At 72.5% G+C, this 23,643-nt stretch carries 16 protein-coding genes and 2 pseudogenes; 9 read left to right on the top strand and 9 right to left on the bottom strand.

The window, feature by feature from the left end:
- Nucleotides 1–10: 10 nt before the first annotated feature.
- From IE251_RS03290 to IE251_RS03270, 5 genes and pseudogenes are all read right to left on the bottom strand, one after another.
- A pseudogene (locus IE251_RS03290) lies at nucleotides 11–198 on the bottom strand (hypothetical protein); the annotation flags it as partial.
- 712 nt (nucleotides 199–910) lie between these two features.
- A complete protein-coding gene (locus tag IE251_RS03285) occupies nucleotides 911–1,369 on the bottom strand; it encodes a MaoC family dehydratase (protein ID WP_189751389.1) in 459 nt (152 codons plus the stop codon).
- Between the two features lie 60 nt (nucleotides 1,370–1,429).
- Nucleotides 1,430–2,992 carry an acyl-CoA synthetase gene (locus IE251_RS03280; protein WP_189751388.1) on the bottom strand — a complete coding sequence of 521 codons (1,563 nt, stop codon included), beginning with the start codon at nucleotides 2,990–2,992 and terminating at the stop codon, nucleotides 1,430–1,432.
- A 13-nt stretch (nucleotides 2,993–3,005) separates the two neighbouring features.
- Nucleotides 3,006–3,887, bottom strand: a complete 882-nt coding sequence (locus IE251_RS03275; RefSeq protein WP_189751387.1) for an amidohydrolase family protein — start codon at nucleotides 3,885–3,887, stop codon at nucleotides 3,006–3,008.
- Between the two features lie 32 nt (nucleotides 3,888–3,919).
- Nucleotides 3,920–4,831, bottom strand: a complete 912-nt coding sequence (locus IE251_RS03270) for an SDR family NAD(P)-dependent oxidoreductase (protein WP_189751386.1) — start codon at nucleotides 4,829–4,831, stop codon at nucleotides 3,920–3,922.
- A 108-nt stretch (nucleotides 4,832–4,939) separates the two neighbouring features.
- On the opposite strand from IE251_RS03270, the gene IE251_RS03265 reads away from it, so the two are divergent.
- The 7 genes from IE251_RS03265 (at nucleotide 4,940) to IE251_RS03235 (ending at nucleotide 14,014) form a co-directional block, all read left to right on the top strand.
- Nucleotides 4,940–5,812 carry a PaaX family transcriptional regulator gene (locus tag IE251_RS03265; RefSeq protein WP_307784877.1) on the top strand — a complete coding sequence of 291 codons (873 nt, stop codon included), beginning with the start codon at nucleotides 4,940–4,942 and terminating at the stop codon, nucleotides 5,810–5,812.
- Between the two features lie 527 nt (nucleotides 5,813–6,339).
- Nucleotides 6,340–7,722, top strand: a complete 1,383-nt coding sequence (locus tag IE251_RS03260; protein WP_189751385.1) for an alpha/beta hydrolase — start codon at nucleotides 6,340–6,342, stop codon at nucleotides 7,720–7,722.
- A 47-nt stretch (nucleotides 7,723–7,769) separates the two neighbouring features.
- Nucleotides 7,770–9,377, top strand: a complete 1,608-nt coding sequence (locus IE251_RS03255) for an MFS transporter (protein WP_189751384.1) — start codon at nucleotides 7,770–7,772, stop codon at nucleotides 9,375–9,377.
- Nucleotides 9,378–9,731: 354 nt separating this feature from the next.
- Nucleotides 9,732–10,832 carry a polyprenyl synthetase family protein gene (locus tag IE251_RS03250; RefSeq protein ID WP_189751383.1) on the top strand — a complete coding sequence of 367 codons (1,101 nt, stop codon included), beginning with the start codon at nucleotides 9,732–9,734 and terminating at the stop codon, nucleotides 10,830–10,832.
- Between the two features lie 60 nt (nucleotides 10,833–10,892).
- The gene (locus IE251_RS03245; protein ID WP_189751382.1) at nucleotides 10,893–11,891 is read left to right on the top strand and encodes a terpene synthase family protein; all 999 of its coding nucleotides are present in this window, start codon (nucleotides 10,893–10,895) and stop codon (nucleotides 11,889–11,891) included.
- 953 nt (nucleotides 11,892–12,844) lie between these two features.
- Nucleotides 12,845–13,384 (top strand): DUF1697 domain-containing protein, encoded by a 540-nt coding sequence (locus tag IE251_RS03240; RefSeq protein WP_189751381.1) that lies wholly within the window; start codon nucleotides 12,845–12,847, stop codon nucleotides 13,382–13,384.
- A gap of 54 nt (nucleotides 13,385–13,438) precedes the next feature.
- Complete coding sequence (locus tag IE251_RS03235) at nucleotides 13,439–14,014, top strand: YdeI/OmpD-associated family protein (RefSeq protein WP_189751380.1); 576 nt, start codon at nucleotides 13,439–13,441, stop codon at nucleotides 14,012–14,014.
- Between the two features lie 59 nt (nucleotides 14,015–14,073).
- On the opposite strand, the gene IE251_RS03230 is transcribed toward IE251_RS03235, so the two are convergent.
- From IE251_RS03230 to IE251_RS03220, 3 genes and pseudogenes are all read right to left on the bottom strand, one after another.
- Nucleotides 14,074–17,763: a hypothetical protein gene (locus IE251_RS03230; protein ID WP_189751379.1), complete on the bottom strand. Its 3,690-nt coding sequence runs from the start codon at nucleotides 17,761–17,763 to the stop codon at nucleotides 14,074–14,076.
- 129 nt (nucleotides 17,764–17,892) lie between these two features.
- A pseudogene (locus IE251_RS03225) lies at nucleotides 17,893–18,426 on the bottom strand (AAA family ATPase).
- Between the two features lie 126 nt (nucleotides 18,427–18,552).
- A complete protein-coding gene (locus IE251_RS03220) occupies nucleotides 18,553–19,023 on the bottom strand; it encodes a GNAT family N-acetyltransferase (protein ID WP_189751378.1) in 471 nt (156 codons plus the stop codon).
- A gap of 196 nt (nucleotides 19,024–19,219) precedes the next feature.
- Between IE251_RS03220 and IE251_RS03215 the strand changes: the two genes are divergently transcribed.
- Together IE251_RS03215 and IE251_RS03210 are read left to right on the top strand one after the other, a co-directional pair.
- Complete coding sequence (locus tag IE251_RS03215) at nucleotides 19,220–20,506, top strand: M48 family metallopeptidase (protein WP_189751377.1); 1,287 nt, start codon at nucleotides 19,220–19,222, stop codon at nucleotides 20,504–20,506.
- 1,137 nt (nucleotides 20,507–21,643) lie between these two features.
- Nucleotides 21,644–21,943 (top strand): hypothetical protein, encoded by a 300-nt coding sequence (locus tag IE251_RS03210; RefSeq protein WP_189751376.1) that lies wholly within the window; start codon nucleotides 21,644–21,646, stop codon nucleotides 21,941–21,943.
- Between the two features lie 412 nt (nucleotides 21,944–22,355).
- Here IE251_RS03210 and IE251_RS03205 read toward each other — a convergent pair whose 3' ends face one another.
- Nucleotides 22,356–23,630, bottom strand: a complete 1,275-nt coding sequence (locus IE251_RS03205; RefSeq protein WP_267925964.1) for an MFS transporter — start codon at nucleotides 23,628–23,630, stop codon at nucleotides 22,356–22,358.
- Nucleotides 23,631–23,643: the final 13 nt, after the last annotated feature.

Raw genomic sequence — 23,643 nt, 5'->3', positions numbered from 1 at the left:
CAACTACCGTTCACCGGCGGCAGGTTCCCGTGCGCCGGTTGTGCCAGATGGCCGCAGTCCGGGTGAGGATGCGCTGTCCGAGGCGGGCCAGGACTCGGCGTCCAGGTCCTTGGAGACGTAGCCCTTGTCACCGACGATCGTCCGCCCGGGGTGGGTGACCAGCAGGTCCTGGTCGCCTGCCACCGCCGATCGCGTCACAGCCAAGATGCTCCTAGACTGGTAAGGGATTCCGACCGGATGCTGGGGCGACCCGGCACCCAGCAGATCCGCAGTCCTCTTCGCCACCCTTCCTCTTGAAATGGCAATCAGGTAGGCAAAGATGCGTCGCTCGCGATATCTCCCCGCCGCTGGACTCTTGCTGTGCGCTGTCCTCACAGCTCCGTCCGCCTCGGCAGCGGGCACCACCGCGCCTGCCGGGGAGAGGGCAGTACAGCGTCCCGGTCCGCATGTCCTTGCACAGGATCCCCCTTGGTCGGGATGCGCTTACTACTCCGAGTTGAACCAGCCCTATTGGCGGGGCCACTGTGATGGTTACGAACAGGGTGAGCGAGATGGAAGAAGGTCCGGCTGGAGCTGCTCCCGCTGGGGTCCACCGGAGTTCCGGCCGACCAATGCCTACGAACTAGGCTATGCCACTGGCTACAAAGTGGCTTACAGGTACTACTACAGGGCGTACCTCAGCAAGAAGGCCTGCGAGCTCCGGTACGGGCAGGATCGTCCCGGACCCATTACCCGCTGAAACCACCCGCTCAAGGCGCCGCCCGAACGCGGACGCCCCGCTGAGTTCCATCGCGATTCCTTGCGGGGGCCGCGCGGTGCTCAGCGGGGTGTGCAGCGGCCAGGAGCCGTCGACCGCCCAGAGACGGTGGGCAGGAATCCGGCCCGGACGGGACTCTGGGCCCTGGTGACCTCAGGCGTAGTGCCGGTAGACGGCCTGGGCGACGCACGCGGGCTTGGTGCCGCCCTCGGTCTCGACGGTGAAGGTGAGCCGCATCTGCACGCCGTCGCCCTTGACGTCCTCCACGGAGTCGACGACGCCGTGCAGGCGGATCCTGGCGCCGACGGGCACCGGGCTGGGGAAACGGACCTTCTCCAGGCCGTAGTTCACGCTCATGGAGACGCCGTCGATCTCCAGCAGCTCGTTGAAGAGCGGGATGATCAGGGACAGGGTGAGGTAGCCGTGCGCGATGGGTCCGCCGAAGGGGCCGGCCTTGGCGCGCTCCGGGTCGGTGTGGATCCACTGGTGGTCGCCGGTGGCGTCGGCGAAGGTGTTCACCCTGTCCTGGGTGATCTCCCGCCAGTCGGTGCGGCCGAGGTCGGTGCCGGCCAGGGACTTCAGCTCGTCGAGACCGTGCGCGGTGGTGGGCATGGGGGGTCCTTCCGGTCCTTGCGGCGCGGGTGTGTGCCTGTGCGGGTGTGTAGGTGTGTGTCAGCGGGGTGCGGGCGGCCGGCCGTCGTCGGTGCCGGCGGCGGCCGGGGCGTGGGCGGCGCGCACCGCGGGTTTGACGAGCTTGCCGGAGGCGGTGCGGGGCAGGGCCTCGGTGAAGACGACGGACTTGGGGATCTTGTACTTGGCCAGGCGGCCGCGCAGGTGGGCGAGGATGTCCGCCTCGTCCGCGCGGGCCCCGGGCCTGAGGACGACGACGGCGCGGCCGACCTCGCCCCAGCGCGCGTCGGGGACGCCGATGACGGCGCACTCGGCGACGGCGGGGTGGCCGAGGACGGCGTTCTCGACCTCCGCCGGATAGACGTTCTCCCCGCCGGAGATGAACATGTCCTTGACCCGGTCGACGATGTAGGCGTAGCCGTCCTCGTCGGTGCGGGCGACGTCGCCGGTGCGCAGCCAGCCGTCGTCGGTGACCGCGGCGGCGGTCTCGGCGGGCCGGTTCCAGTAGCCCGCCATGACGTTGGGCCCGGACACCAGGATCTCCCCCCGCTCCCCCGGCGCGGCGTCGCGGCCGTCGGGCAGGACCACGCGGGTGTCGGTGAAGAAGTGCGGCACCCCCGCCGAGCCCGCCTTGGCGGAGGTCTGCTCCCGGTCCAGGAAGAGGACGCCGGGGGACGCCTCGGTCATGCCGTAGCCCTGGGCGAAGGCCAGCCCGCGGGCGAGGTAGGTGGCGATGGTGCGTCCGGGGACCGGTGCGCCGCCGCAGTTGAGGCTGCGCAGGCTGGTCAGGTCGGCCTCGGGCCAGCGCGGCCGGGCGACGAGCGCGTCGTACATGGTCGGCACGCCGAACATGCAGGTCACCCGGTGGCTCTCGATCAGGTGCAGGACGCGGTCGGGGTCGAAGGCGCCGAGCAGGACGACCCGGCCGCCCTTGAGCAGGGTGGGCAGGCAGGTCATGTTCAGCGCGGCGGTGTGGAACAGCGGGGCAGTCACCAGGGTGACCTCGTCGGCGGCCAGGTCGAGGTCGACCAGGACGTTGACGCTGTTCCAGACGATGTTGGCGTGCGAGAGGACGGCGCCCTTGGGGTGGCCGGTGGTCCCCGAGGTGTACATGATCATGCAGGGGTCGTCGGGGGCCACCGGCTCGTCCAGCGGCGCGGTGCCGCCGAGGGCGAGCAGGTCGTCGTAGCCGAGGGCGCCGGGGCCGGGTCCCGCGAGGTCGATGCGGTGGGAGACGCCGGCGTCGGCGGCGGCCTGGGCGGCGGCCTCGGCCTGTTCGGGGGCGTTCACGAGGACGGCGGCGCCGGAGTCGGTGAGGTGGTAGGCCAGTTCGGGTGCGGTCAGGCGGGTGTTGAGCGGGACGAACACCGCGCCGAGGGCGCCGGCGGCGAACAGGGTCTCGAGGAAGGCCGGGTGGTTGGGGCCCAAGTAGGCGACCCGGTCGCCGCGGCCCACGCCCAGGGCGCGCAGGGCGTGGGCCAGGCGCAGCACCCGCTCGTGCAGGTGCCGGTAGGTGACCTCGCGGTCCTCGTGGACCACGGCGATCCGGTCGGGGGTCTTGCGGGCTCGGCGTGCGGGCCAGGAGCCGATGCCTTGGTTGCGCACGGCGGCCTCCGTTTCAGTCTGTGGTCAGGCCGAGCAGGCGGGCGGCGTTGTCCTTCAGGATCTTGGGGCGGACCTCGGGTTTGATGTCGAGCTTCTCGAAGTCGGCGAGCCACCGGTCGGGGGTGATGACCGGGTAGTCGGAGCCGAAGAGGACCTTGTCCTTGAGCAGGGTGTTGGCGTAGCGCACCAGTTGCGGCGGGAAGTACTTCGGGGACCAGCCGGACAGGTCGATGTACACGTACGGCTTGTGGGTGGCCACCGCCAGCGCCTCGTCCTGCCAGGGGAAGGACGGGTGGGCGAGGATGATCCGCAGCTCGGGGAAGTCCACGGCGACGTCGTCCACCAGCATGGGGTCGGAGTACTTCAGCCGGATGCCGCCTCCGCCGGGGACGCCCGCGCCGATGCCGGTCTGACCGGTGTGGAACAGCGCGGGCACGCCGAGTTCCTCGATGGCCTCGTACAGCGGGTAGGCGAGGCGGTCGTTGGGCGCGAAGGCCTGGATGCTCGGGTGGAATTTGAAGCCCCGCACGCCGTACTCCTCGACCAGGCGGCGGGCCTCGCGGACTCCCGCCCGGCCCTTGTGGGGGTCGACGGAGGCGAACGGGACGAGGACGTCGGCGTGGGCGGCGCAGCTCTCGGCGACCTCTTCGTTGGAGATCCGCGGGTGCCCGGTGGCGTGCTCGGCGTCGACGGTGAAGACGACCGCGGCCATGCTGCGTTCGCGGTAGTACGCGGCCATCTCGTCGATGGTGGGCGTGCGGTGGCCGTGGGCCTTGAAGTACTCCGCGGAGGCGCCGAACAGCTCGGGGCTGAGCGCGCCGTGGCCGTCCTTGGAGATCTCGGCGTGCGTGTGGACGTCGATGGCGACGAGCCGGGCGGGGTTCGGGGATGTCATCGTCGGCTCCCTTCCGTGGGTCGGTGGGAGGTTCAGGCGCCGGGGGCCTGGGGGGCGGGGATGCCGTACGTCTGGGGCTCGCGGCCGATCGAGACGGGCCAGGCCGAGGCGATGTCGTCGGCGTTCCAGCCGCCGTCCCGGTAGGCGGTGGCGATCTCCTGCGGATGCGACCACAGGGCCAGCTTGTCGCCGCCGATGCCGACGCACTGGCCGGTCACCGAGGCCGCGGCGTCGGAGGCGAGGTAGACGACGAGGCCGGCGACGTCCTCCGGGGTGCCGAAGCCCTCGGCCTTGCGCAGCCAGTCCGGCAGCGGCTCGCCGCGTTCCTCCCACGCCTCGATGTACGGGGCGAAGGCGGGGATGGTGCGGGTCATGCCGGTGGCGGCGACCGGGACCAGTGCGTTGGCGGTGATGCCGGACCGGGCCAGTTCCATGGCCCAGGTGCGGGTCATCGCGGCGATGCCGGCCTTGGCGGCGGCGTAGTTGGTCTGGCCGAAGTTGCCGCGCTGCCCGGCCGGGGAGCAGGCGGTGATGACGCGGCCGCCCTCGCCCTGTTCGCGCATCCGTACGGCGGCGGCCCGTACGCAGGTGAAGGTGCCGCGCAGGTGGACGCGGACGACGTCGTCGAAGTCGTCGTCGGACATCTTCCACAGCACGCGGTCGCGCAGGATGCCGGCGTTGGTGACCATGACGTCCAGTCGGCCGAAGGCGTCCACGGCCCGGGCCACCAGCGCCTCGGCGACCTCGCTGGTACCCACCGGTCCCACCTCGGCCACGGCCCGGCCGCCGGCCGCGGTGATCTGCTCGACCGCGTGCGCGGCGGCGTCGGCCGCCACGTCGTTGACGACCACCGCCGCGCCGGCGCGGGCCAGGGCGGAGGCATAGGCGAATCCGAGGCCGCGTCCGCTACCGGTGACGACGGCGACCTTGTTCGAGAGATCCATGTGCGCAGTCCTTGCCTTGCGGGTGTGCCGACGAGGGGGACGTTAGGCGTTTCGATTACTGCCGTCAATGGTGTGCCGAACTTTATCTCCGCCCCTACACTGAGCCGCGTGACCGGGACAGAGACCAAGCCCTCGACGGGCCAGGAGGAAGGGGCCGCGGCGTCCGCGCGGCCGCAGACGCTGATGCTGAGCTTCCTGGGCCTGTACGTCCTGGAGCACGGCAGCGCGGTCTACTCGGGCAGCGTCATCGACGTGTTCGCGCGCGTCGGGGTCTCCGAGGACGCGGTGCGCTCCACGCTGACCCGGATGGTCAAGCGCGATCTGCTGGCCCGTCACCGCCGCGGCCGCAAGATGTACTTCGGGCTCACCGCGCGCTCCACCGAGGTGCTGCGCGACGGTCACGACCGCGTCTGGGGCGCGGGCGCCGTCAACCGCGACTGGGACGGCACCTGGACCCTGGTCGGCTTCTCGCTGCCCGAGGCCTGGCGCAGCCAGCGGCACGACCTGCGCTCACGCCTGGTGTGGGCCGGCTTCGGCCCGCTGCAGAACGGCCTGTGGATCGCGCCGGGCCACCTGGACGTCCCCGCCGTCGTCGCCGGGCTCGGCCTGGAGGACCACCTCAACGTGCTGCGGGGGCGCGCGGCCGAGCCGACCGAGGCCGCCCAGCTGCTGCACCGGGCCTTCGACACGGCCGGCATCGCCGAGCGCTACCGCGCCTTCCTCGACCAGTGGGACCGCCCGGACCCGCTGCCGTCCGCCCCGGACGACCTGGCCCGGCAGCTCCTGCTGCACACCGACTGGCTGCAGGTCGTCCGCTCGGATCCGCGCCTGCCCGCGGAGCACCTTCCCGCGGACTGGCCCGCCATCCGCGCCGAGCACGTCTTCCGCACCCTGTCCGCCCAGTACGACGCCCCGGCCAAGCAGTTGGCCGACGCGGTGCTGGACACCATCCCGGCGGAGCCGGCGGCCGGGCAGGACTGAGCGGGGCGGGCACGGCCGCCTCACGGGTACGGCCGTCCCACGCTCCCGGCCGCCCCACGCTCCCGGCCGTCCCACGGGTACGGCCTCCCCGCATGGCACGAACTCCCCGCGGCACGGACTTGCCTTGAATGCGGGCCGCCGTACCGGCGCGGCCGCCGGCAGCCGTACGACCGGACCCAGCAAACGTTCGTCACTTCATTGACCGTCGTCCGCGATCGGCCCTATATTCGGCGCACCCGCCGCTGGGACCGGGGCCGCGCGGACCCTTCCGCCACGCCGTCGGTCCGCCCATCGGCGGCCCACGGACACCAGCACGGCCGGCACAGCCCGCCGAACGGCACCCCGAGGCTCCTTCGGCGGTCGTCCCCTCGCCCGCACGCCCCTCGTACGCCTTTTCCGTACCGACACGCCGCTCCCGGCGGAGCACGTCCACCCGCCGCACGACCTCATCCGCCGCACAGCCCCATCCGCCGCACAGCCCCATCCGCCGTACAGCCCCCACCCGCCGTACAGAGATGAGCCCGCACATGCCGAAGTTCGCGCTCGGCGCGGCCGCGCTGGCCGCCGCCCTCGCTGTCACCGCGGCGGCTCCCGCCACCGCGCGGAGCGACACCCCGCAGAGCACCGCACCGGCCACCGCCACCACGCGCCACCTGAGCGGGCGCCTCCCGGACGGCGCGAGCTGGATCGCCGACGTGCCCGCCGACTGGAACGGCACCCTGCTGCTGTTCAGCCACGGATACGGCCCCACCACCGCCCAGGACGCGCCCTCCCCCGCCGCCGGCCAGGCCCTGCTGGCCGAGGGCTACGCGCTGGCCGGCTCCTCCTACGACCCCAACGGCCCCTGGTGGGCGCTGCGGAGCGCCGAACGCGACCAGCTCGCCACCCGCGAGGCATTCGCCGCCGCGGCGGGCCGCCCCGCCCGCACCCTGTCCGTCGGGCAGTCCATGGGCGGCCTGGTCAACGCCCAGCTCGCGCGGGACGCGGGCGACCGCATCGACGGCGCCCTGGGCCTGTGCGGCCTGGTCGCCGGCGGTGTCGACCTGGAGAACTACCAGCTGGACGCCGAGTACACGATCGCCTCCCTGCTCGCCCCGGACGAGCACCTGCGGCTGGTGGACTTCGCCGACCAGGACACGGCCGCCGCGACCGCGGCCCGGCTCACCGCCGCCGTGGAGCGGGCCCAGGCCACCCCCGCGGGCCGGGCGCGGATCGCGCTCGCCGCCGCGTACCTCAACCTGCCCGACTGGGCCCCGGGACAGAACCCGCCCGCGCCCGGCGACGCCGAAGGGCAGGAGGCCCAGCAGTACGCCTGGTTCGCGCAGGGCGTGCTGTCGTTCATCGTGCCCGCGCGGTACTCCGTCGAGCAGTCGGCGGGCGGCAACACCTCCTGGAACGCGGGTGTGGACTACGCCGGTCTGCTGCGCTCCTCCGAGCACGCCGACGAGGTCCGGGCGCTGTACCGGACGGCGGGACTGGACCTGCGCGCCGACCTCACCACCCTGACCCGGGGCGCCCGGGTGCACGCCGATCCGCAGGCGGTGCGCCGCCTCGAGCGCACCTCCACCGCCGGGCAGGGCCTGGCCGTGCCGCTGCTGAACCTGCACACGACCTCCGACCAACTGGTCCCCGTGCAGCAGGAGAACGCGTTCGCCGCCCGGGTACGGGCCGCCGGTGACGGCGCCCTGCTGCGCCAGGCCTACGTCGCCCGCCAGGGCCACTGCGCCTTCACCGCGGCCGAGGTCGTCGCGGGCGTGCACGCCCTGGAGCACCGGGTGGCCACGGGCCGCTGGGACGGCGGCACCACGCCGGCGGCCCTGCAACGCGCCGCGCTGGCTCTCGGCCTCGACGGAGCGGCCTTCGTCCCCTACCGGCCCACGCGCCTCGTCGTCGGCCGCCACCGCTCCTGACCTTCCGCTCCCCTTCCCGCCGCCGGCCTTCCACCCCTGGACCCGCCATGTCGCTGACCGACCCCCCTTCCTCCGCGCACCCCGCCGGCCCCGCGCCGGGCCGGCTGCCGCTCGGCACCCTCGTCGCCGGCTGCCTCGCGGTCTGTCTCGCCCAGATCGCCCTCGCCGTGCCCGCCACCCTCAACGGACTCTTCCAGGAGGACCTGCATCCGATCGGCTCCCAACTCACCTGGATCTCCGACGCGTTCCTGCTGCCGGTGACCGTGCTGGAACTCACCTTCGGCGTCCTGGGCGACCTGTTCGGGCGCAAGCGGCTGCTCGTGGGCGGCTCCGTCCTGGTCGTCGTGGGCGAGGCCGTCTCCGCCGTGAGCGGTGGCGTCCACCTGCTGTGGGTCGGGCAGGTGATCTCCGGCCTCGGCGCGGCGGCGCTGTTCCCGACCTCGCTCGCCATGATCGCGGCGGGCACGCACAGCCACCGGGACCGGGCGCGCGGCATCACCGTGTGGGCGGCCGCCCTGTCCACCGGCGGTTTCGTCGCCCCCGTCATCGGCGGCGTCACCGGCAGCCACGACTCCTGGCGCGCGGCGTTCGTGGTGGTCGTGGTGATCGCCGTGGCCAGTACCGTGGTCAGTCTGGTGGGCGCCGCCGACTCCCGGGCACCCGAGGGCCGCTCGCTGGACATCGGCGGGCAACTCACCGTCGGGATCGGCCTGTTCGCGCTGTTGTACGCGGTCATCCAGGGTCCTGCGGACGGCTGGGGCTCGACGCCGGTCGTCGTCGCGTTCGTGGTTGCCGCGGTGTTCGTCGTGCTGTTCGTCGTCGCCGAGCGGCGCGCCCGTTCCCCGCTGCTGCGCCTGGACCTGTTCGCCAACCGGGCGTTCGCCGTCGCCTCGGTCGTCGCGGTCGTCGGCATGTTCAGCTTCCTGGGCACCGCCTACGCCACCAGCATCCGGCTGGGCCCCGTGCAGCACCAGAGCCCGCTGCGCACCTCCGTGGCCTTCCTGCTGCTCAACGGTCTGACCCTGGTCCTGGCCCCGCTCACCTCGCGGCTGCTGGAGCGGGTCAGCGGGCGCTGGATCCTCACCGTGGGCCTGGCGCTGATGGCCGCGGGCGACTTCCTCGCCGCGACCCTGCCGGTGGAGAACCGGGCGCTGACGTCCCTGGTGCTGCCCCTGGGGCTGGTGGGTGCCGGGTTCGCGCTGACCGTCTCCTCGATCACCGCCACCGCCGTGAACACGGTCCCGCTGCGCTACGCCGGCATGGCGAGCGCCTCCACCAGCCTGCTGCGCGACTTCGGGTTCACCCTGGGACCGGCGGTCATCGGTGCCGTCGCCCTCAGCCGCGCGGGCTCGCTGTTCAGCTCCGACCTGCACCGCTCCGCGCTGAGTCCGCAGGTCAAGGCGGCCGCCGCCGAGGTGGCCGCGGAAGGCGGCCCGCTGGCGGTCAACTCCGCCCCGGCCACCGCCCCGCCGGGTGGTGCCGCGCCGCTGGCCCTGCGGGCGCTCGGTCACGGGTACGCGCTGGGCTTCACGATCTGCGGTGCGGCGGCGCTGGTCTCCTGCCTGCTGGCCCTGATCGCCCTGCGCCGTACGGACACCCCGCGGCACACCGGCGCAACCGCGCCCACGACGGCCGAGACGGCACCGACTGCCTGAGCCACCCGGGGAACGCATGGCGCAGTCCTCGACCACCTGGCGCGGCGGAGCCGCACGCCTCCGGAACGGCCGGCGTGCGGCGCCTCGCGGTCCCACAGGTGGCGCGGCCGCGTGTGCGGCCGCCGGTAGTGCTCCGCGATGTCGTCGGGGTCGCATCACGTACCGCGTCATCCGTCGTCGGCGATGTCCTGCAGGACCTGTTCTGTCTCGTGGCCGAGTGGCGGGCGGGATCGCGTGGTGGGTTGGTGTGAGGCGCCCGGCGTGTCATGAGGGTGGAGCGGGGGGAGGGAAGGGACGGCAGGGTTCACTGTGCTCGACCGATCAGGCATGCCGAGCGGTGAGCGGAAGACTCGAATGTCGGAAAGCACTGAACTGGATCACTCGGCCCTCACCACGCCGGACCACGTCGTCTCGGCCGCGCGCGGCATCCTCCTGCCGCATCTGCGCAAGCTCGTGGGCCGGATCCCCGCGCCACTCCATGATCCGTGCGCGTACTACTTCGGGTGGGTCGACGAAACAGGCCGGGAAGTGGTCTACCGGGGTCCCGGCTTCCGGGCTGTCACGCTCGTCCTTCTCAGCGCCGGTGTCGAGGGCGGCTCCTGGCACCGGGCGCGGCCGGTTGCCGGCGCGTGCGCTCTCATCCACGGCTACGGCCTCATCTGCGACGACGTCATCGACCAGGACGGGATGCGGCGCGGCTTTCCCACCGTGTGGAAGACCTTCGGCGTCTCCACGGCCGTTCTGGCCGCCGACGCCCTGCTGATGACGGCCCTGGCCGAGCTCGCCGAGCAGACGGGTCCCGCCGCCGCTGACGTGCGGCGGGTGCTGTTCGGTGCGATGTACGGGGCGTTTCGCGCGCAGGCCCTGGATGCCCGGCACCAGCAGCACGCGGGTGTGTGCCTGCGGCAGGCGCTGGAAGTGGTCGACGGCAAGAGCTCCGACTGGGTGGCTGCCTGCTGCGAGGCCGGCGCGCTCCAGGGCGGAGCCGGCCCGGAACGCGTGGCGTTGATGCGGTCCTTCGGGTGGCACCTGGGGAGGGTCATGCAGCTGCGCGACGACGTCCTGGATCTCTACGGGCAGTCCGGGCAGGACTCGCCGCCCCGGCGCGATGATCTCCGGTCCCGCAAGAAGACGAGCATCGTGTGCGCCGCCCTGCAGTCCGGCCACGCCCTGCGGGACGAGCTCGCCTCCTACTACCAGCGGCCCCAGGCACCACGGAACGGAGAACTCAGCCGCATGGCCGACCTCGTCGAACAGTGCGGCGGACGTGCCTGGGCCGAGCGGAAGATCGCCCACCACCTCCGGCAAGCGCGTTCCCGCGTGCGCCGCGCGGTGAAGGACCGGCAGATGGCGGAGCTGATGTGCGCCTACGCCGATCAGTTCACGCGTCAGTCCGTCGGGGACGAGCCCATCGGACCCAGCCGGGCCGGACGCCCGGTCAGCCCCGGTCCTTGATCGAAAAGAGCCCGCGCCCACCGCCCTCCCGGTTCGACCTGGCCGAAGGCCGAAGGACACATGCCGAGCAACGTCGAGTTCCACATCCCCTTCCCCAGCGCCGTCAGCCCGGACGCCGCGGCAGCGGACCAACACCTCGTGCGGTGGGCTCTCGCGCGGGAACTGCTGGCTCCGGGGCAGGCGCGCTACTTCGCGGCCATGCGGCTGGGAACCTGCGCCGCCTACGTCTACCCCCACGCCCGGGGCGAGGACCTCGACCTCGCCGCCGACCACATGGGCCTGTGCAGCCTCGTCAACGACCTGTGCGACAGCACGGACGGAGTACGGGCCGAGGAAGCGGCCGACGTCTGCCACGACCTGCTGACCTTGTTCGAACAGGACGCGCCGTCGCGACCGGCCACGTCGGCGGGTGCCGCCTGGTGCGACCTGTGGCAGCGCCTGCGTGACGGCATGCCGCAGGCGTGGCGAAGGCGCGTTCTCCACGAACACACCGCGGTCTTCGGCGCCTATCTCGACCACCGCATCCGCCGCACGATGCCGACCGCCGACCAGTACCTCCAGCGGCGGTACATCACCACGGGGCTGTCCTTGGGCCTCGCTGTCGCCGAACGGGTCGAGCACTGGCGCGCCCCGGAGTGGTTCCTGGACACGCCGCTCGCCCGCGGACTCCTCGAGGAGGCCACGAAGCTCGCCATCCTGCCGAACGACGTCTTCGCCGTCGAACGAGAGGAACGCCGGGGCGAGGTCGACAACATGGTGCTGGTGCTCGAAGCCGCCGGCCGCACCCGTGACGAGGCCATCGCCGACATCCAGGCGATGGTCCGCCTCGCCGGCGAGCGCTTCCGCCGGCTCGCCGACCGGCTGCCCGCCCACTACGACGACCTCGGGTGCAGCCCAGCCGACCGGACCGCGGCCGACACCTATGTCCAGGGGATGCGTCACATGTTCCGCGGCAACTACGACTGGATGACCCACGGCAGCGCTCGCTACGACCGCCACGCCACCTCTCTTGCCGTTTCCTCCGGCTACGAGGACGCACCTGGGACCACAGTCACGTGAACCCGCCCACGCGCGGGGCCGCCGGCCGCCGACACCGTGACGACCCCGAAGGGCGCCCTGGGACCGATGCGGCGGTGTGGTGGGCGACGGAGGCGATCGAGCACTCGGAGGTGGGAGGCGAGCCGTTCCGCTGGGGGTGTCCAGGCACTTGTGCAGCGCAGGAGCCGCTCGGCGCCATCTCGGCGCGAGGGTGCTCATGGCTCGTGAGGCCCGGGGGCACCCTCGTGAGGCCGAGGGCACCAAGGACGGCGCCGAAGACGGGCATCTCGCCGTCGCGGCCTGCGCGGGCGAGTCGGTCCTCGGAGATCAGGTCGCGGATCATAACGGGTACCCGGCCGCCCGAACTCGACGATCAGGAGCGGGGGTTGCTCGCTGCGCCGGTGCCGCAGGCCGCGACAGGCCGACCCTGGCCCGCGGACCGGCAGGTCATCAACGGGACGGTCCGCACCAGCACGCCGCCACAACCGGCGGACGGGGGCGCCGGCCGTACCCTCTCGTCACTGCGGTCCCGTGTCGGGTGCTGGTCCGGCCGGCCGCGGCGCTCCGCCGCGTGGACGCCGGGCGCCACGGGGTCTGTGGCCGGGGCGCCGGCGATCAGCGCTGCTCCGGGGAGACGCCGGAGGCCGGCACGCTCGACCGGGACGGCATCGCAACCCGGGCCCGCGCATGGGGCTTCGTGCACCACGGCTTGCACCAGGCGCCACAGCCCCACCTGCCCAACCGTCTCGCCGCCTTGGAGAAGAACGTCCCCATGACCGGCTGACAGGGTGTTCACCGCACTGTGGCTCAGGCAGACGCCGATGACGACCTTGAACTGGGCCGTTTCGGCGGACTCCACCACCGTACGTGCCCATCAAACATGCGGCCGGGCCCCGACATCGGCTCGTACGCCCCCTTCCTTGTCGATCGGCCCTTCCTTGTCGGTGTCACAGGCCTGTGGAAGGCTGAGGAGAATGAGCAAGTACGTCGCACTGCTGCGCGGGATCAACGTCGGCGGACACGCCAGGATCGCGATGAAGGACCTCCGCGAGCTGTTCGGCGCGCTGGGATTCGACGAGGTGCAGACGTATCTCCAGAGCGGGAACGTGATCTTCGCCGACCCGGCGGGGGCCGCGCCCGGTGAGGTGCGGGAGCGGATCGAGAAGCGCCTCGCCGACGGGCTGGGCGTACCGGCAAGCGTGCTGCTGCGCACCGGCGAGTCGCTGGACCGGACGGTCGCCGCCAACCCGTACCTGGACCGCGAGGACGACCCGGCCAAGCTGCACGTGACCTTCCTCGCCGAGACGCCGACCGCCGAGCGGGCGGCCGCCCTGCGGACGCCGGCCGGGGAGACCGCCGAGTTCGCCCTGCTCGGCGACGAGATCCACCTGCACGTGCCGGGCGGCTACGGGCGTACCAAGCTGAACAACACGTTCATCGAGCGCCGGCTCGGCATCACCGCGACCACCCGGAACTGGAACACCGTCAAAGCCCTGCACGGCATGGCGTCCTGACGGACGGAGCCGGTTGTCGAGTCGCGGGCCACCCGGGAGTGGTTCACTGCTGGGGTGACTCAGGACTTGGAGATCCTCTCGTTCGACTCGGCCGAGGCGTTCGAGGCTTGGCTGGCCGAGAACCACGCGTCCTGTCCCGGTATCTGGCTCAAGCTGCGCAAGAAGGGCCCGGGAATCGTCGCGCTGGAGTACGCGCAGGCCCTCGATGTGGCGCTCTGCCACGGCTGGATCGACGGTCAGAAGGCCACGTTCGATGACGAGTGGTGGCTGCAGCGGTTCACCCCCCGTAAGCCGAACAGCAAGTGGTCCAAGGTCAACCGGGACAAGGTCGCGGCGCTGATCGAGCAGGGCCGGATGCGTCCCGCCGGGCAGGCCGAGATCGACCGGGCCAAGGCGGACGGCCGCTGGGAGGCGGCCTACGACGGCGCGAAGACCGCGACCGTGCCGGACGACCTGGCCGCGGCGCTGGCCGCCGAGCCGGCCGCCGCCGCGTTCTTCGAGACCCGGGACCGGCGCAACCGCTACGCGGTCCTGTACCGGATCCAGGACGCCAAGAAGGCCGAGACCCGGGCCCGCCGGATCGAGAAGTTCGTCGCAATGCTGGCCGAGGGCGAGAAGCTCTACCCATAGCCGGCCGGCGCCCTCGCAACCGCGCTGGTACGGGCGTGGCATGCGACGGTCGCCGCCGGCTACGAACGGTCGCTTTCCGGCCCGGGTTCGGTGCCCTCTCCCGTCCGCCTGTACGCAATGGGGAACTCCGGCCGGCGGCGACCTGGCTGGACGGCGAGCAGCGCCTCCACCGTCGAGGCCGGGTCCCAGTCGGGGTCGAGGCCGGTCAGCCGCTCGGCGACCCGGCGCCAGGCCGCCGGGTCCGTGCCGAGTTCGGAGCGCACGAGGTCCGCGAGGAGGGCGCGGGCCTCGGCGGCCTGGGGCGGGGCGTCCGTGCGACGGGCGGCGGCGCCCAGGTAGGCGAGCAGCCGCGCGGCCGGGGTCGCGCGGCGCAGCAGGTCCGCTCCGTCGAGCAGCCCCGCCGTGAGCAGCCCGTCCAGTTGGGTGGTCGGCGCGCAGTGGAAATGGCCGCCGAGTCCGTGCCGGGCGCGCTCCCGGGTGAGCCGCGCGCTGCCGGGCAGGCCGTCGGGGCCCGGCTCCGGCAGCAGCGCCGCGTGTCGCAGCCGTACGTCCTCGGGGACGCCGTCCAGGCGGATGATGTCCTGCCAGTACGGCAACGGCTCCTGGGCGTGGGCCGCTTCGAGAGCGGCCCAGTCCACCGGTTCGCCCGGCGGGCGCGACTCGATGAGGTCCCGTGCGTGCGGGGCGTGCCGGGCGCGCCGCAGCTTCCGGACGAGTTTCTCCGGCGCCAGTTCGCGGTCGAGCCGGGCGCGGAGGACGGCGGCGGGGTCGGGGGACGCGAGGGCCTTCGCGCATACGGTGGCGGCGGAGCGCCCCAGCACGTCTCGCCCCGCGAGCCTCGCCAGCCGGTCGGCACCGCCGTGCTGCAACAGACGTATACAGCCGAGTAGTTGATGCCCCAGACCGAGCCGCGCGCCCTCTGTTTCGAGGATCGCCTCCACGAGATCGGGTTCGGCCGAGCACAGCCACATCAGTCCGCCGGCCGGCCGCGCGGAGTTCCCGGCCCGCCAGTCGGCGAGCACCCGTGCGCCCAGGGAAGGCCGCCCGGCACCGGGCCGTGACCGGGTCACGATCCGGTGGACGAGGGGCCGGGGGTTCCAGTGCCGCAGCAGGGCGAGGTCGACCTCGGGGTCGTCGAGGCCGACGAGGCGCTCCACCGCGCCACTGCGCTCCATCCAGCGGGACTGGGCGGCCAGGACGCGCAGCGCGTGGGGATCGCGGTCCGCGAGCAGCCGGTCCAGGACGGTGCGTGGTGTGCGCTCGTGGCGCAGCAGGTACGCGGCGAGCAGCCAGGGCCCGTCCGGCCCGAGCCGGGGCAGGACGGCGTCGACCACCTCGGCGTCGGCCAGGCACAGCAGGGTGCCCTCCGGCCAGCCCCACAGATGGTCGCCCCGCTCCAGAAGCTTGATCGCCTCGTCGGGGGTGGCCGGTCCGGTCCTGCCGATGGTCGTACCTCCGCCCGCCGCCGGGCCCGCACCGGACTGCGCGCGCCGCAACAGCCGCTCCCAGGTCAGCCCCTCGGAGGCGGATTCGGACGCCGTCACGGTCGCGGCCAGGCGGAGCCAGGCGTCGGGGTCGGTACCGAGTTCGGCGCGCAGGCGGCGGGCGAGCGCGGCCCGCCACGCGTCGGCGAACGCGAGCCGCCTCCAGTCGTGCGGCAGCAGGAGCAGGCGCCGGGCGGGCAGCAGGGTGAGCAACTCGTCGGCGGGCAGCACGCCCTGTACGTAGGCGTGCTCGATGTGCTGCGCACCGGATCCGTACGTCTCGGGGAGTCGCCCGCGCAACTCCGCGAGTCCGGGCGCCCCGTACGCGAAGCCGCTCGGGGACGGAGGGATGCCGTGGAAGGCACAGGCCAGGGCGAACCAGCGGGGAGTGGCGAGGCCGGGCGCGGTCGCCGGCTCGTACACCGCCAGCGCGCGCAGCACCTCGGGGTCCTTCGGCCGGGGCGCGCCGTCCGGGGCGAGGGAGTAGAGCAGGTCGAGGGCGGCCAGGGCGTGCACACGGTCGCGCCGGTGGAGAGTCCGCCGGGGTGGGGGTTCCGAGACGGGGGGTTGGGGCCCGGCCTGTGGATGGGGCCCGGCGGCGCCATCGACCATCGGCTCGGGCTGGACGGGTGGTTGTTGGGGCTCTGCCGGCGGCTGGGACTCGGCGTGGGCCTCTTCCGGGGCGGCCTCTTCCGGGGCAGCCTCTTCCGGGGCGGCCTTGCCCGCCTTGGCGATCAGCTCCGCGACCGTGCCCGCGTGTTCGGGCAGCAGGGTGTCGAACGCGGCCCAGGCCCCCTCCCGGTCCCCCAGATGCGCCTGGGTCAATGCCCCCAGTTCGGCGACAGCCGCCGTGCCCAGCAGATCCCGTTCGGCGAGGCGCCCCAGTGCGGCGAGGGCGTGGCGGGCAGGGCGCGCGGTGCCGATCAGCTCGACCGGGTCGAGGAACCCCGCCGTCGCCATGCCCTCCGCCCAGACGGCGGCGCTGCCGTCGAGCTCCTCCTCTGCGAGGCGGCGCGCGGGCAGGCCGGTGTTCCCCGCGCGGCGGCCCCCGGTACGCCACGGCTCGTTGAGGACGGACAACCGGAACGCCTGACGCTGTGCGTCGCTCGCCGCCTCGTGGCGGGCCAGCTCCTCGCATGCCTTGGGCATGAACGGGGTCGCGGCATGGGCCGCGGCCAGGGCGTCGAGGTCATGGGCGTACGGCTCGGACAGCAGGTCGCGCAGGGTGCTGGTGCCCCGGGCGGTGGCGAGCAACGCGGGCAGCCGGGCGGGGTCCTCGTACGGCTCGCCCTGCGCGCGCAGCCGACGCGGTCCGTCGCCGTCCGGGGCGGCCAGGGCCTCGGTGACCGCGTCCACGGTGGCCCGGCTCAGCCAGGCGGCCGCGGCGGGGTCGTCGAGCAGGGCGCGTACGGCGTCCTGGCCGGTCCGCTCCCAGATTCTCAGCAGGGCGTACCGCTGGGCGACCTGCCGTACCCCCCACCGCAGTGCGGGCACCACGAGCTCTGGGTCTCCCGAGCCGAGCAGCGGGGTGAGCCAGGTGCGCGGGACCTGGCCGTGCGGCGCCGTCAGCTCGGCGCGCAGCGCGTTGTCGAGCGGTACGGTGTCGAGCCGCTCCGCGATGGTACGGCGCAGGGACTGGGTGGTACGCGGGTTGCGGTAGACGGCTGCGGCGACCTGCGCGTCGCCGACCGCGACGAGCCGGGCCAAGACCCGGGTGTCGAGCCGGGGATGGCGGGCCAGGGCTGCCCGGGTGCGGGTGTCGCCGTGGTCGAGGACGGCGGTGACGAGGGTGGGCGCAGGGAGTGCCCCGCCGGCCAGCAGCTCCGTCGTCACCCGCTCGGGCAGGGCGGCGAGCGCGGCCGCGGCATGCCGGGGCTCCGTGTGCTCGAGGAGGAGGCCGAGCGTGCGGTGGACACTGCGGGGTGCGGGCGGACGGAGCGTGTCGTCCGGCGCCGGCGGCAGCGGTGGCTCGGCGAGGAACTCGGGCAGGGCGCCGGGGTGCGTGGCCAGCGCGTCGTGCAGTCGGCACCAGCGGGTCGTGTCCCCGCCAAGGTGACGCTTCGTCAACTTCCTGAGCAGGGCGGCCGTCTCGTCGTCGACTCCGCCCGCGGCGGCGACCTTGGCCGCCACCGACCGCGCGGGCCGCGCCCGTTCCACTGCCCGCAGCGCGGCCCCACTGCGCGGGCCCGGTCCCTCGGCCTGCCGACCGGTCCCGGCCATCTCGCGCAGCAGCCGCCCTGCCGCCCCCACCTGCGTCTTCGTCATGGTCGCCATGCTAGGAGGCGGCACTGACAATCCTGGTCGTCACCGGCCACCCCGCCAGGAAACTCCGGCAGTAGAGCCTCTCGTCACACATGGCGGCACACACCCGGCTGGGCCGCGGCCCGGCCACGGTCAGCGGTCCAGCGCGGGCAGGTGAGCCAGGCCCGTGTCGAGCATGATGCGGTCGATGGTTTCACGCAGGGCGCTGTCGGCGCCGATGACCGTCTCGATGCCGCCGGGCAGGAGATCGAGCGGCCGGTACCAGTCACGCAGTTGCCTTTCGTCGACCTCGTCGGCGAGCGGCTTGGTGGCGTGCCGGGCGAGGGTTTAGTCGAACGGCACGTCGAGGTAGTAGTTGTGGGTCGGGCCGCGGTGGTCGGCGCGCAACCGGGTGAGCATGTCGCCGTAACGGTCAGCGGAGAGGATGCCTTCGACCACGACGTGATAGCCGGCGTCGAGGGCGTAGCGGGCCGTCAGGTCGATCAGGCCGATGTTCGCCGCTCCGGGCCGGTCATGCTCGCGCAGCACGACGCGGCGGAGGTTGTCCTGGCCGACCAGGGCCAAGCCGCGGCCGAAGCTCTCACGGAGGCCGTCCGCGACGCACGACTTCCCCGAGGCGCTGTTGCCGCGCAGTACGATCAGCCGGGTTTCCTCGGTGCCCACCATCACAGTGGCCACGCTACCGGCAGCCGGTGACACCGCCCTGGTCATTCGTACGACCGTGACGAGGCGAGCGGGGAGTTTTGGACCGCGTCTTTCAGAACATGCGGTTCTGGGTAGCGGTCGGCATGCTCATCTCAGTATCAAGTGCACCAGATCGATCTCCTCGTCACGAGCCCGGGCGAAGCACCGGCTGTTCCCTGTGATGGTGAAGCCGCACTTCTCCAGCACCCGGATGGAGCCGGCATTGTCCGCGGCGGCGTCAGCGTGCAGCGGTCGCACGGGCTCCAGCTTGATCAGTTCAGTCAGGGCCGCGGTGCCGATGCCCTGGCCCCAATGTGCTCGCCCGATGACATACGTGACCTCTCGCTCCGGCGGCGGACCGAAGACAGCGGCGTGTCCTGCTACAGCGCCGTCGGCGAGAACGGTTCGTAAGATCACGGACGGGTCCGAGCGCACCTTCGACCAGTGCCGGTCGAAGTGGCCGCGGTCGTAGTGATACTTCCTGGTCACGGCTGCCATCTGCTGCAACTCGGGATCCGTCAACTGCTTCCAGAAGATCGGTAGGTCACTGTCCTCAAGCTCGCGCAGGGATACGCCCATAGGTGTGGTCTCACTCTCCGGGAGATCGGATCGGTACCTCGGCAACTGCTTCAGGCTAGGCCCAGCTCGCAGGTGAGCTGCCCCCATTGAAAGGGTGAGTTCAAGTCCGGCAGGGCTCTGTAGCCATGTGGGGGTTGAGGAAACGGCTAGTTCGGTCCTGTTACGGCAGACCGCTGCCAAGTGATGATCACTCATCGTGAATGAGAGCGTTGACTTGTCCTGCCCGCGTTGCCAGGTGGCGTTGCGGGTCCCGGACAACCGGTTCAGCATCTGGTGTCCGGCCTGCGACTGGAACCTCGACCCGCTCGGCGGCGTTGGTAGCGGGCAGCACCGGACTCGTGACCTGGCGCACCACGATCGGATGTTCAACCGCGCTCTGGCCGGCGGAACCGGGGGCAAACGGCCGAGTTCTGCCTGGCTCGGCGCTGTCGTACTCGCGGGCGCAGTCAACTTGGTCACTCTCGCGCTCGCGGGCACCGGTATGTGGCTGTTGGTCGCGGGCAACTGGCCGGAGCGAATCATGGCCGTCACGGAATTGGTGATCGTCCTGGTGCTGCGTCCGCGTCTCGGGAGGATGCCTCGGCACACTCTGGACCGTTCCACGGCACCCAGGCTGTACGCGCTCGCGGAACGCGCCGCCGCCGAGCTCGGCACCCGGCCTGTGGATGTGATCGCCGTAGATGAGCGGTACGGCTCCGGTTGCACGAAGGCAGGGCTGCGTCGGCGTCGCGTACTCATCCTGGGTCTGCCGCTATGGGAGGCCCTCACCATGGATCAACGGCTTGCCCTGCTCGGCCACGACCTCGGCCGCCTCTCGACCGGCAAGTCTTTGAGTGCTGCCTGGATCCAGACCGCACTGGACGCCCTGACAACGTGGGCGGATGTGATCAGACCCGTTCGCGCGCTGGATGACGAGCGGCAGAAGGTGACCGATAGGCATGCGTTCGACGCGGGTGGCAATCGCCAGAGCAGCATCGTCGGCATGGGAGTCGCACTTGCCCAGCCGCTCCAGGACTTCCTGTCTCGCGCTGCGCTTGGGTGTCATCGGCTGTTGAGTCGGCTGCGGGACCGTTCTGGGGGACAGGCGGAATACCGGGCGGACGAAAACGCGGCCCGGATCGCCTCTGCCGCATCGGTGCAAGGGCTGCTTCGTGCCCTGCTGTTGCGTGAGACAGCTCTCTTCGCGCTCGAACGCGCCGCCTGGTGTGAGGACGACCTTTGGGAGGCACTGCGCGTTCACCTGGCCTCGGTGCCGGACATGGAGTTCGAGCGGCGTCTACGCCTCTCCGAACTGCGCGGAGACGCGTTCGACGACGGTTGTCCTCCGACCCACCTACGCATGAAGTTCATCGGTAAGCTCTCCTGTCCCGAGGCTGCGGTGCTGGTGAGCAGTGGTGAGACAGAAGCGATCGACGCCGAACTGGCGCCTCTCCGCGCCTCGATCGCCAACGACTTGAAAAGCAGAACCGTGCACGGGGGCTGACTGCTGAGCCGCCGCCCGGAACGACCGGTGCCACGACCGCCACCCGGCAGCAGGCACGGGACGCCCCGCTCCAGGATGTCCCGACCTGCGTCCGCTGCTGACCCGACACCGTCCTCGGCATCCTCGAACAGGCGCGGTCGCCCCGGCGGCTGCCGAGTGACCCATCCCTGCTCATGTGGCCGTGGTCGGCGGTGATGACGACCAGTGTGCCGGGGTACTCGGCAGCGTACTGGCGGGCCACCTCCACGGCGCCGTCGAACTCGTTGGTCTAGCCGATCTGGCCGCAGGGGTCGGTGTCGTGGTTCATCGTGTCAATGGAGGCGCCCTCAACCCGAGGGAAGAGCCGTTCTTCGCGCTCTTCGGCCGCTCCGGGAGCTGGACAACTTGGCCGGCCCCCTGCTGGCCCGCCCGCCGCCGGCGCGTGATGACGGACAAAGAAGCCAGAAGCCATAGCTCGTCGAGCCGAGACCTCCGCCAACGCATCCAGAAGCATGCCTTCGACGGTCTGCGATGTTCCGCACATCCCGGGGCCGTTCGTCGGCCACCATGGGGTGTGTGGAGATCGCCGAACTCGTTCTCAAATACGTTCAGGCCCTCGTGTGGCCGCTGATCACGCTCACCCTCGTGTATGTCCTGCGTGCGCACCTCAGGGACGCGTTCGCGCGCATGACACGGCTGGAGACACCGGCCGGGTCGATCGAGTTCGCGGTCGAGGCGCGCGACGTGCTGAACCAGGCTGAGAGCGTCGGCGACGGCGCGGGGCCGGTGCCGGCGTGGAGGGGGTCCCGGACGGCCCACGGCGTGCCGGCACCCGCCGGGCCGCCCTCGGGCAACGGCCAGGACACGGACTACCCCTTGCCTGCTCCAGCCGGATCCGGATACGGCTACCCCCCGCCGGGGCACGCTCCGGGCGGGCCCGGGCAGGGCCACACCCAGCCGGGGCAGCCCGCTCCAGGCGGGCCGGGGCAGGGCCAGCCTCAGCAGCCTGGTTCGGGCGGACCCGTGTACGACCAGCCCCAGCCGGGACAACCCGGTTCTCCCGGACCGGTCGTGCTCCGCCCCTGGCCTGACGCGCCCCATCCTGCGGAGCAGAGGTCCGGGGCGGTGTGGCGGGACGGGTTCCGCGTCGCCAGGGGCATGGCCGACTCCGTACCGACGGCGGCCGTCGTCACGGCATGGGACGTACTGGAACGGCTGTGCCGGGAAGTCGTCCTGGCGCGCGGACTGGGCTGGCAGCCGGCCGACGTGGCGTCCCTCGGCAGGGCGCTGGTCGCGTGCGGCCTGCCCACCGGCAGCGCGGCCGTCCTGACGCGCCTGCGCCGTCTGCGCGACCGCGCTCAGCACCTCTCCAACGGCGTCACACCCGGCGCCGCACGCGATGTCATCGACGCCTGCCTCGCCCTCGCCCGCGAGATCGAGGCACTGCGCGGAGGGTGACCGAACGGGCAGCTGCTCATCACCCCGGGCAGGGGCGTGCCCGCTGTGGCCCCAGGCACCGGTACTGCTGACCGCGAGGCGGACCTGGGACGCAACGCTCAACTCCCACCCCGGACACGGCGGACAGGACGGATCCACCTTATTGTGTCAGCCGTTGTAAGTGCGCCGCGGTCGCCTTCCTTGTGCAGACAGGTCGCCCAGGCGCCGGATCCGGTCATCTCGGCTATCGGCGACGTCCGTGTCACCGAAATGCTGGTGACGGATAAGGGGATGCATTGTCGGTGTCGGGGAATTCCTGGCGGTCTATTTCCGTCCGCCCCTCATACCGAGCGAAAAGAGGCGGTGACTTCCCGGAACGGCCTGTGGCTGTCGTAGTCGCCGGCTGTCGTAAAGGCGACGGCGTGGAACGGTGCTATCCCCCGGCGCACTCGTCGCGGGCCGTCTCCGTGCCGGCGTCGTCCGCCTGTGGCGACCGCGCGGGCGGCATACCGCGCAGCAGTGGCAGGCATGCCAGGAGCAGCAGGCCCGCCGTGGCCCAGGGGGCTCCCGGGCCTACGCGTCCGGCGAGGACGCCGCCGAGCGCCGCGCCGACGGGCATGGTTCCCCAGGCGGCGAGACGGTAGCCGCTGGTGACACGGCCCAGCATCCCGGGTGGGGCGAGCCGCTGCCGCAGCGAGACCGTGCAGACGTTCCACAGCACCACGGCGGCGCTGTTCCCCACGAGCATCAGCGCCACCAGCGGCCACCACGGCAGCACCGCGACGACCAGGTAGGTGAGCGCGGACACGGTCACCGACGCGATCAGGCTCCGCGCGGTGCCCAGCCGGTGCGCCGTCCACGCCGCCGACCTGGCTCCGGCCAGGCTGCCGAGGGCCGCCGCCACCAGCATCAGGCCGTAACCCCAGGACGGCAGGCCGAGCTTGCCCTCCACGTACACGACGAGCACCGCGTAGACCGCCTGCTGGCCCACACCGAGCACCGCGACCACCGCCATCAGGCGGCGCAGCACCCGGTTGCCGCCGAGCAGCCGCAGGCCGGCCCACGTTCCGCGCAGCAGACCGGCGACCCCGCGTTCCGTCCGCTCCCCCGGACCGTACCGGGGCAAGCCCCTGAGCAGGAGCGCCGAACCGAGGAACGTCACCGCGTCCACCGCGAACGGCCAGGGCTGTCCGACCGTCCACAGCGCCGCTCCGAGCGGCGGCCCGAGGAAACCGGTGCCGGTGATCTGCGCCCCGATGATCCGGGCGTTCGTCCGCTCCAGCTGCCGGTCCTCGGCCAGCCGCGGGACGACCGCCTGGGCCGCGCTGTCGAAGAACACCTCGGCGACGCCGCAGAGGAAGGCCAGCACCACCAGCGACATGACGGGCACCCACCCGACGACCGTCGCCGCGGTCAGCGCCGCCAGCAGCGCGCAGCGTGCCAGATCGGCGCCCACCATGGACCGGCGCGCCTCCATGCGGTCGACGAGGGTGCCGATGAGCGGTGCCAGCAGCCAGGGCGCCCGCCCGGCGGCGGCGACCACCGACACCCAGAACACGTCCCGCGTGACGGCCGCCGCCAGCAGGGGCAGCGCCGCGAACCGCGCGCCGTCCCCGACCGAACTGAGCGCGTTCGCGGCGACCAACCGGCGGAGCGGCGCCGCACGAACGGGAGCCGCACGACGGTCAGAGAGCCAACCGAATTCCATGGGCGGGTGTTTT

It is taken from the genome of Streptomyces eurythermus (assembly GCF_014649115.1).
In the GTDB taxonomy this organism is placed as follows: domain Bacteria; phylum Actinomycetota; class Actinomycetes; order Streptomycetales; family Streptomycetaceae; genus Streptomyces; species Streptomyces eurythermus.
This window is presented reverse-complemented; position numbering and strand designations above follow the sequence as displayed.

Excerpts from the sequence above, each read along its gene's own strand:
- IE251_RS03205 (WP_267925964.1), bottom strand. The coding sequence starts at position 23,630 with ATGGAATTCGGTTGGCTCTCTGACCGTCGTGCGGCTCCCGTTCGTGCG.
- IE251_RS03260 (WP_189751385.1), top strand. The coding sequence starts at position 6,340 with ATGCCGAAGTTCGCGCTCGGCGCGGCCGCGCTGGCCGCCGCCCTCGCT.
- IE251_RS03250 (WP_189751383.1), top strand. The coding sequence starts at position 9,732 with ATGTCGGAAAGCACTGAACTGGATCACTCGGCCCTCACCACGCCGGAC.
- IE251_RS03240 (WP_189751381.1), top strand. The coding sequence starts at position 12,845 with ATGAGCAAGTACGTCGCACTGCTGCGCGGGATCAACGTCGGCGGACAC.
- IE251_RS03255 (WP_189751384.1), top strand. The coding sequence starts at position 7,770 with ATGTCGCTGACCGACCCCCCTTCCTCCGCGCACCCCGCCGGCCCCGCG.
- IE251_RS03245 (WP_189751382.1), top strand. The coding sequence starts at position 10,893 with ATGCCGAGCAACGTCGAGTTCCACATCCCCTTCCCCAGCGCCGTCAGC.
- IE251_RS03285 (WP_189751389.1), bottom strand. The coding sequence starts at position 1,369 with ATGCCCACCACCGCGCACGGTCTCGACGAGCTGAAGTCCCTGGCCGGC.
- IE251_RS03230 (WP_189751379.1), bottom strand. The coding sequence starts at position 17,763 with ATGACGAAGACGCAGGTGGGGGCGGCAGGGCGGCTGCTGCGCGAGATG.
- IE251_RS03275 (WP_189751387.1), bottom strand. The coding sequence starts at position 3,887 with ATGACATCCCCGAACCCCGCCCGGCTCGTCGCCATCGACGTCCACACG.
- IE251_RS03270 (WP_189751386.1), bottom strand. The coding sequence starts at position 4,831 with ATGGATCTCTCGAACAAGGTCGCCGTCGTCACCGGTAGCGGACGCGGC.
- IE251_RS03210 (WP_189751376.1), top strand. The coding sequence starts at position 21,644 with ATGGCCGACTCCGTACCGACGGCGGCCGTCGTCACGGCATGGGACGTA.
- IE251_RS03220 (WP_189751378.1), bottom strand. The coding sequence starts at position 19,023 with ATGGGCGTATCCCTGCGCGAGCTTGAGGACAGTGACCTACCGATCTTC.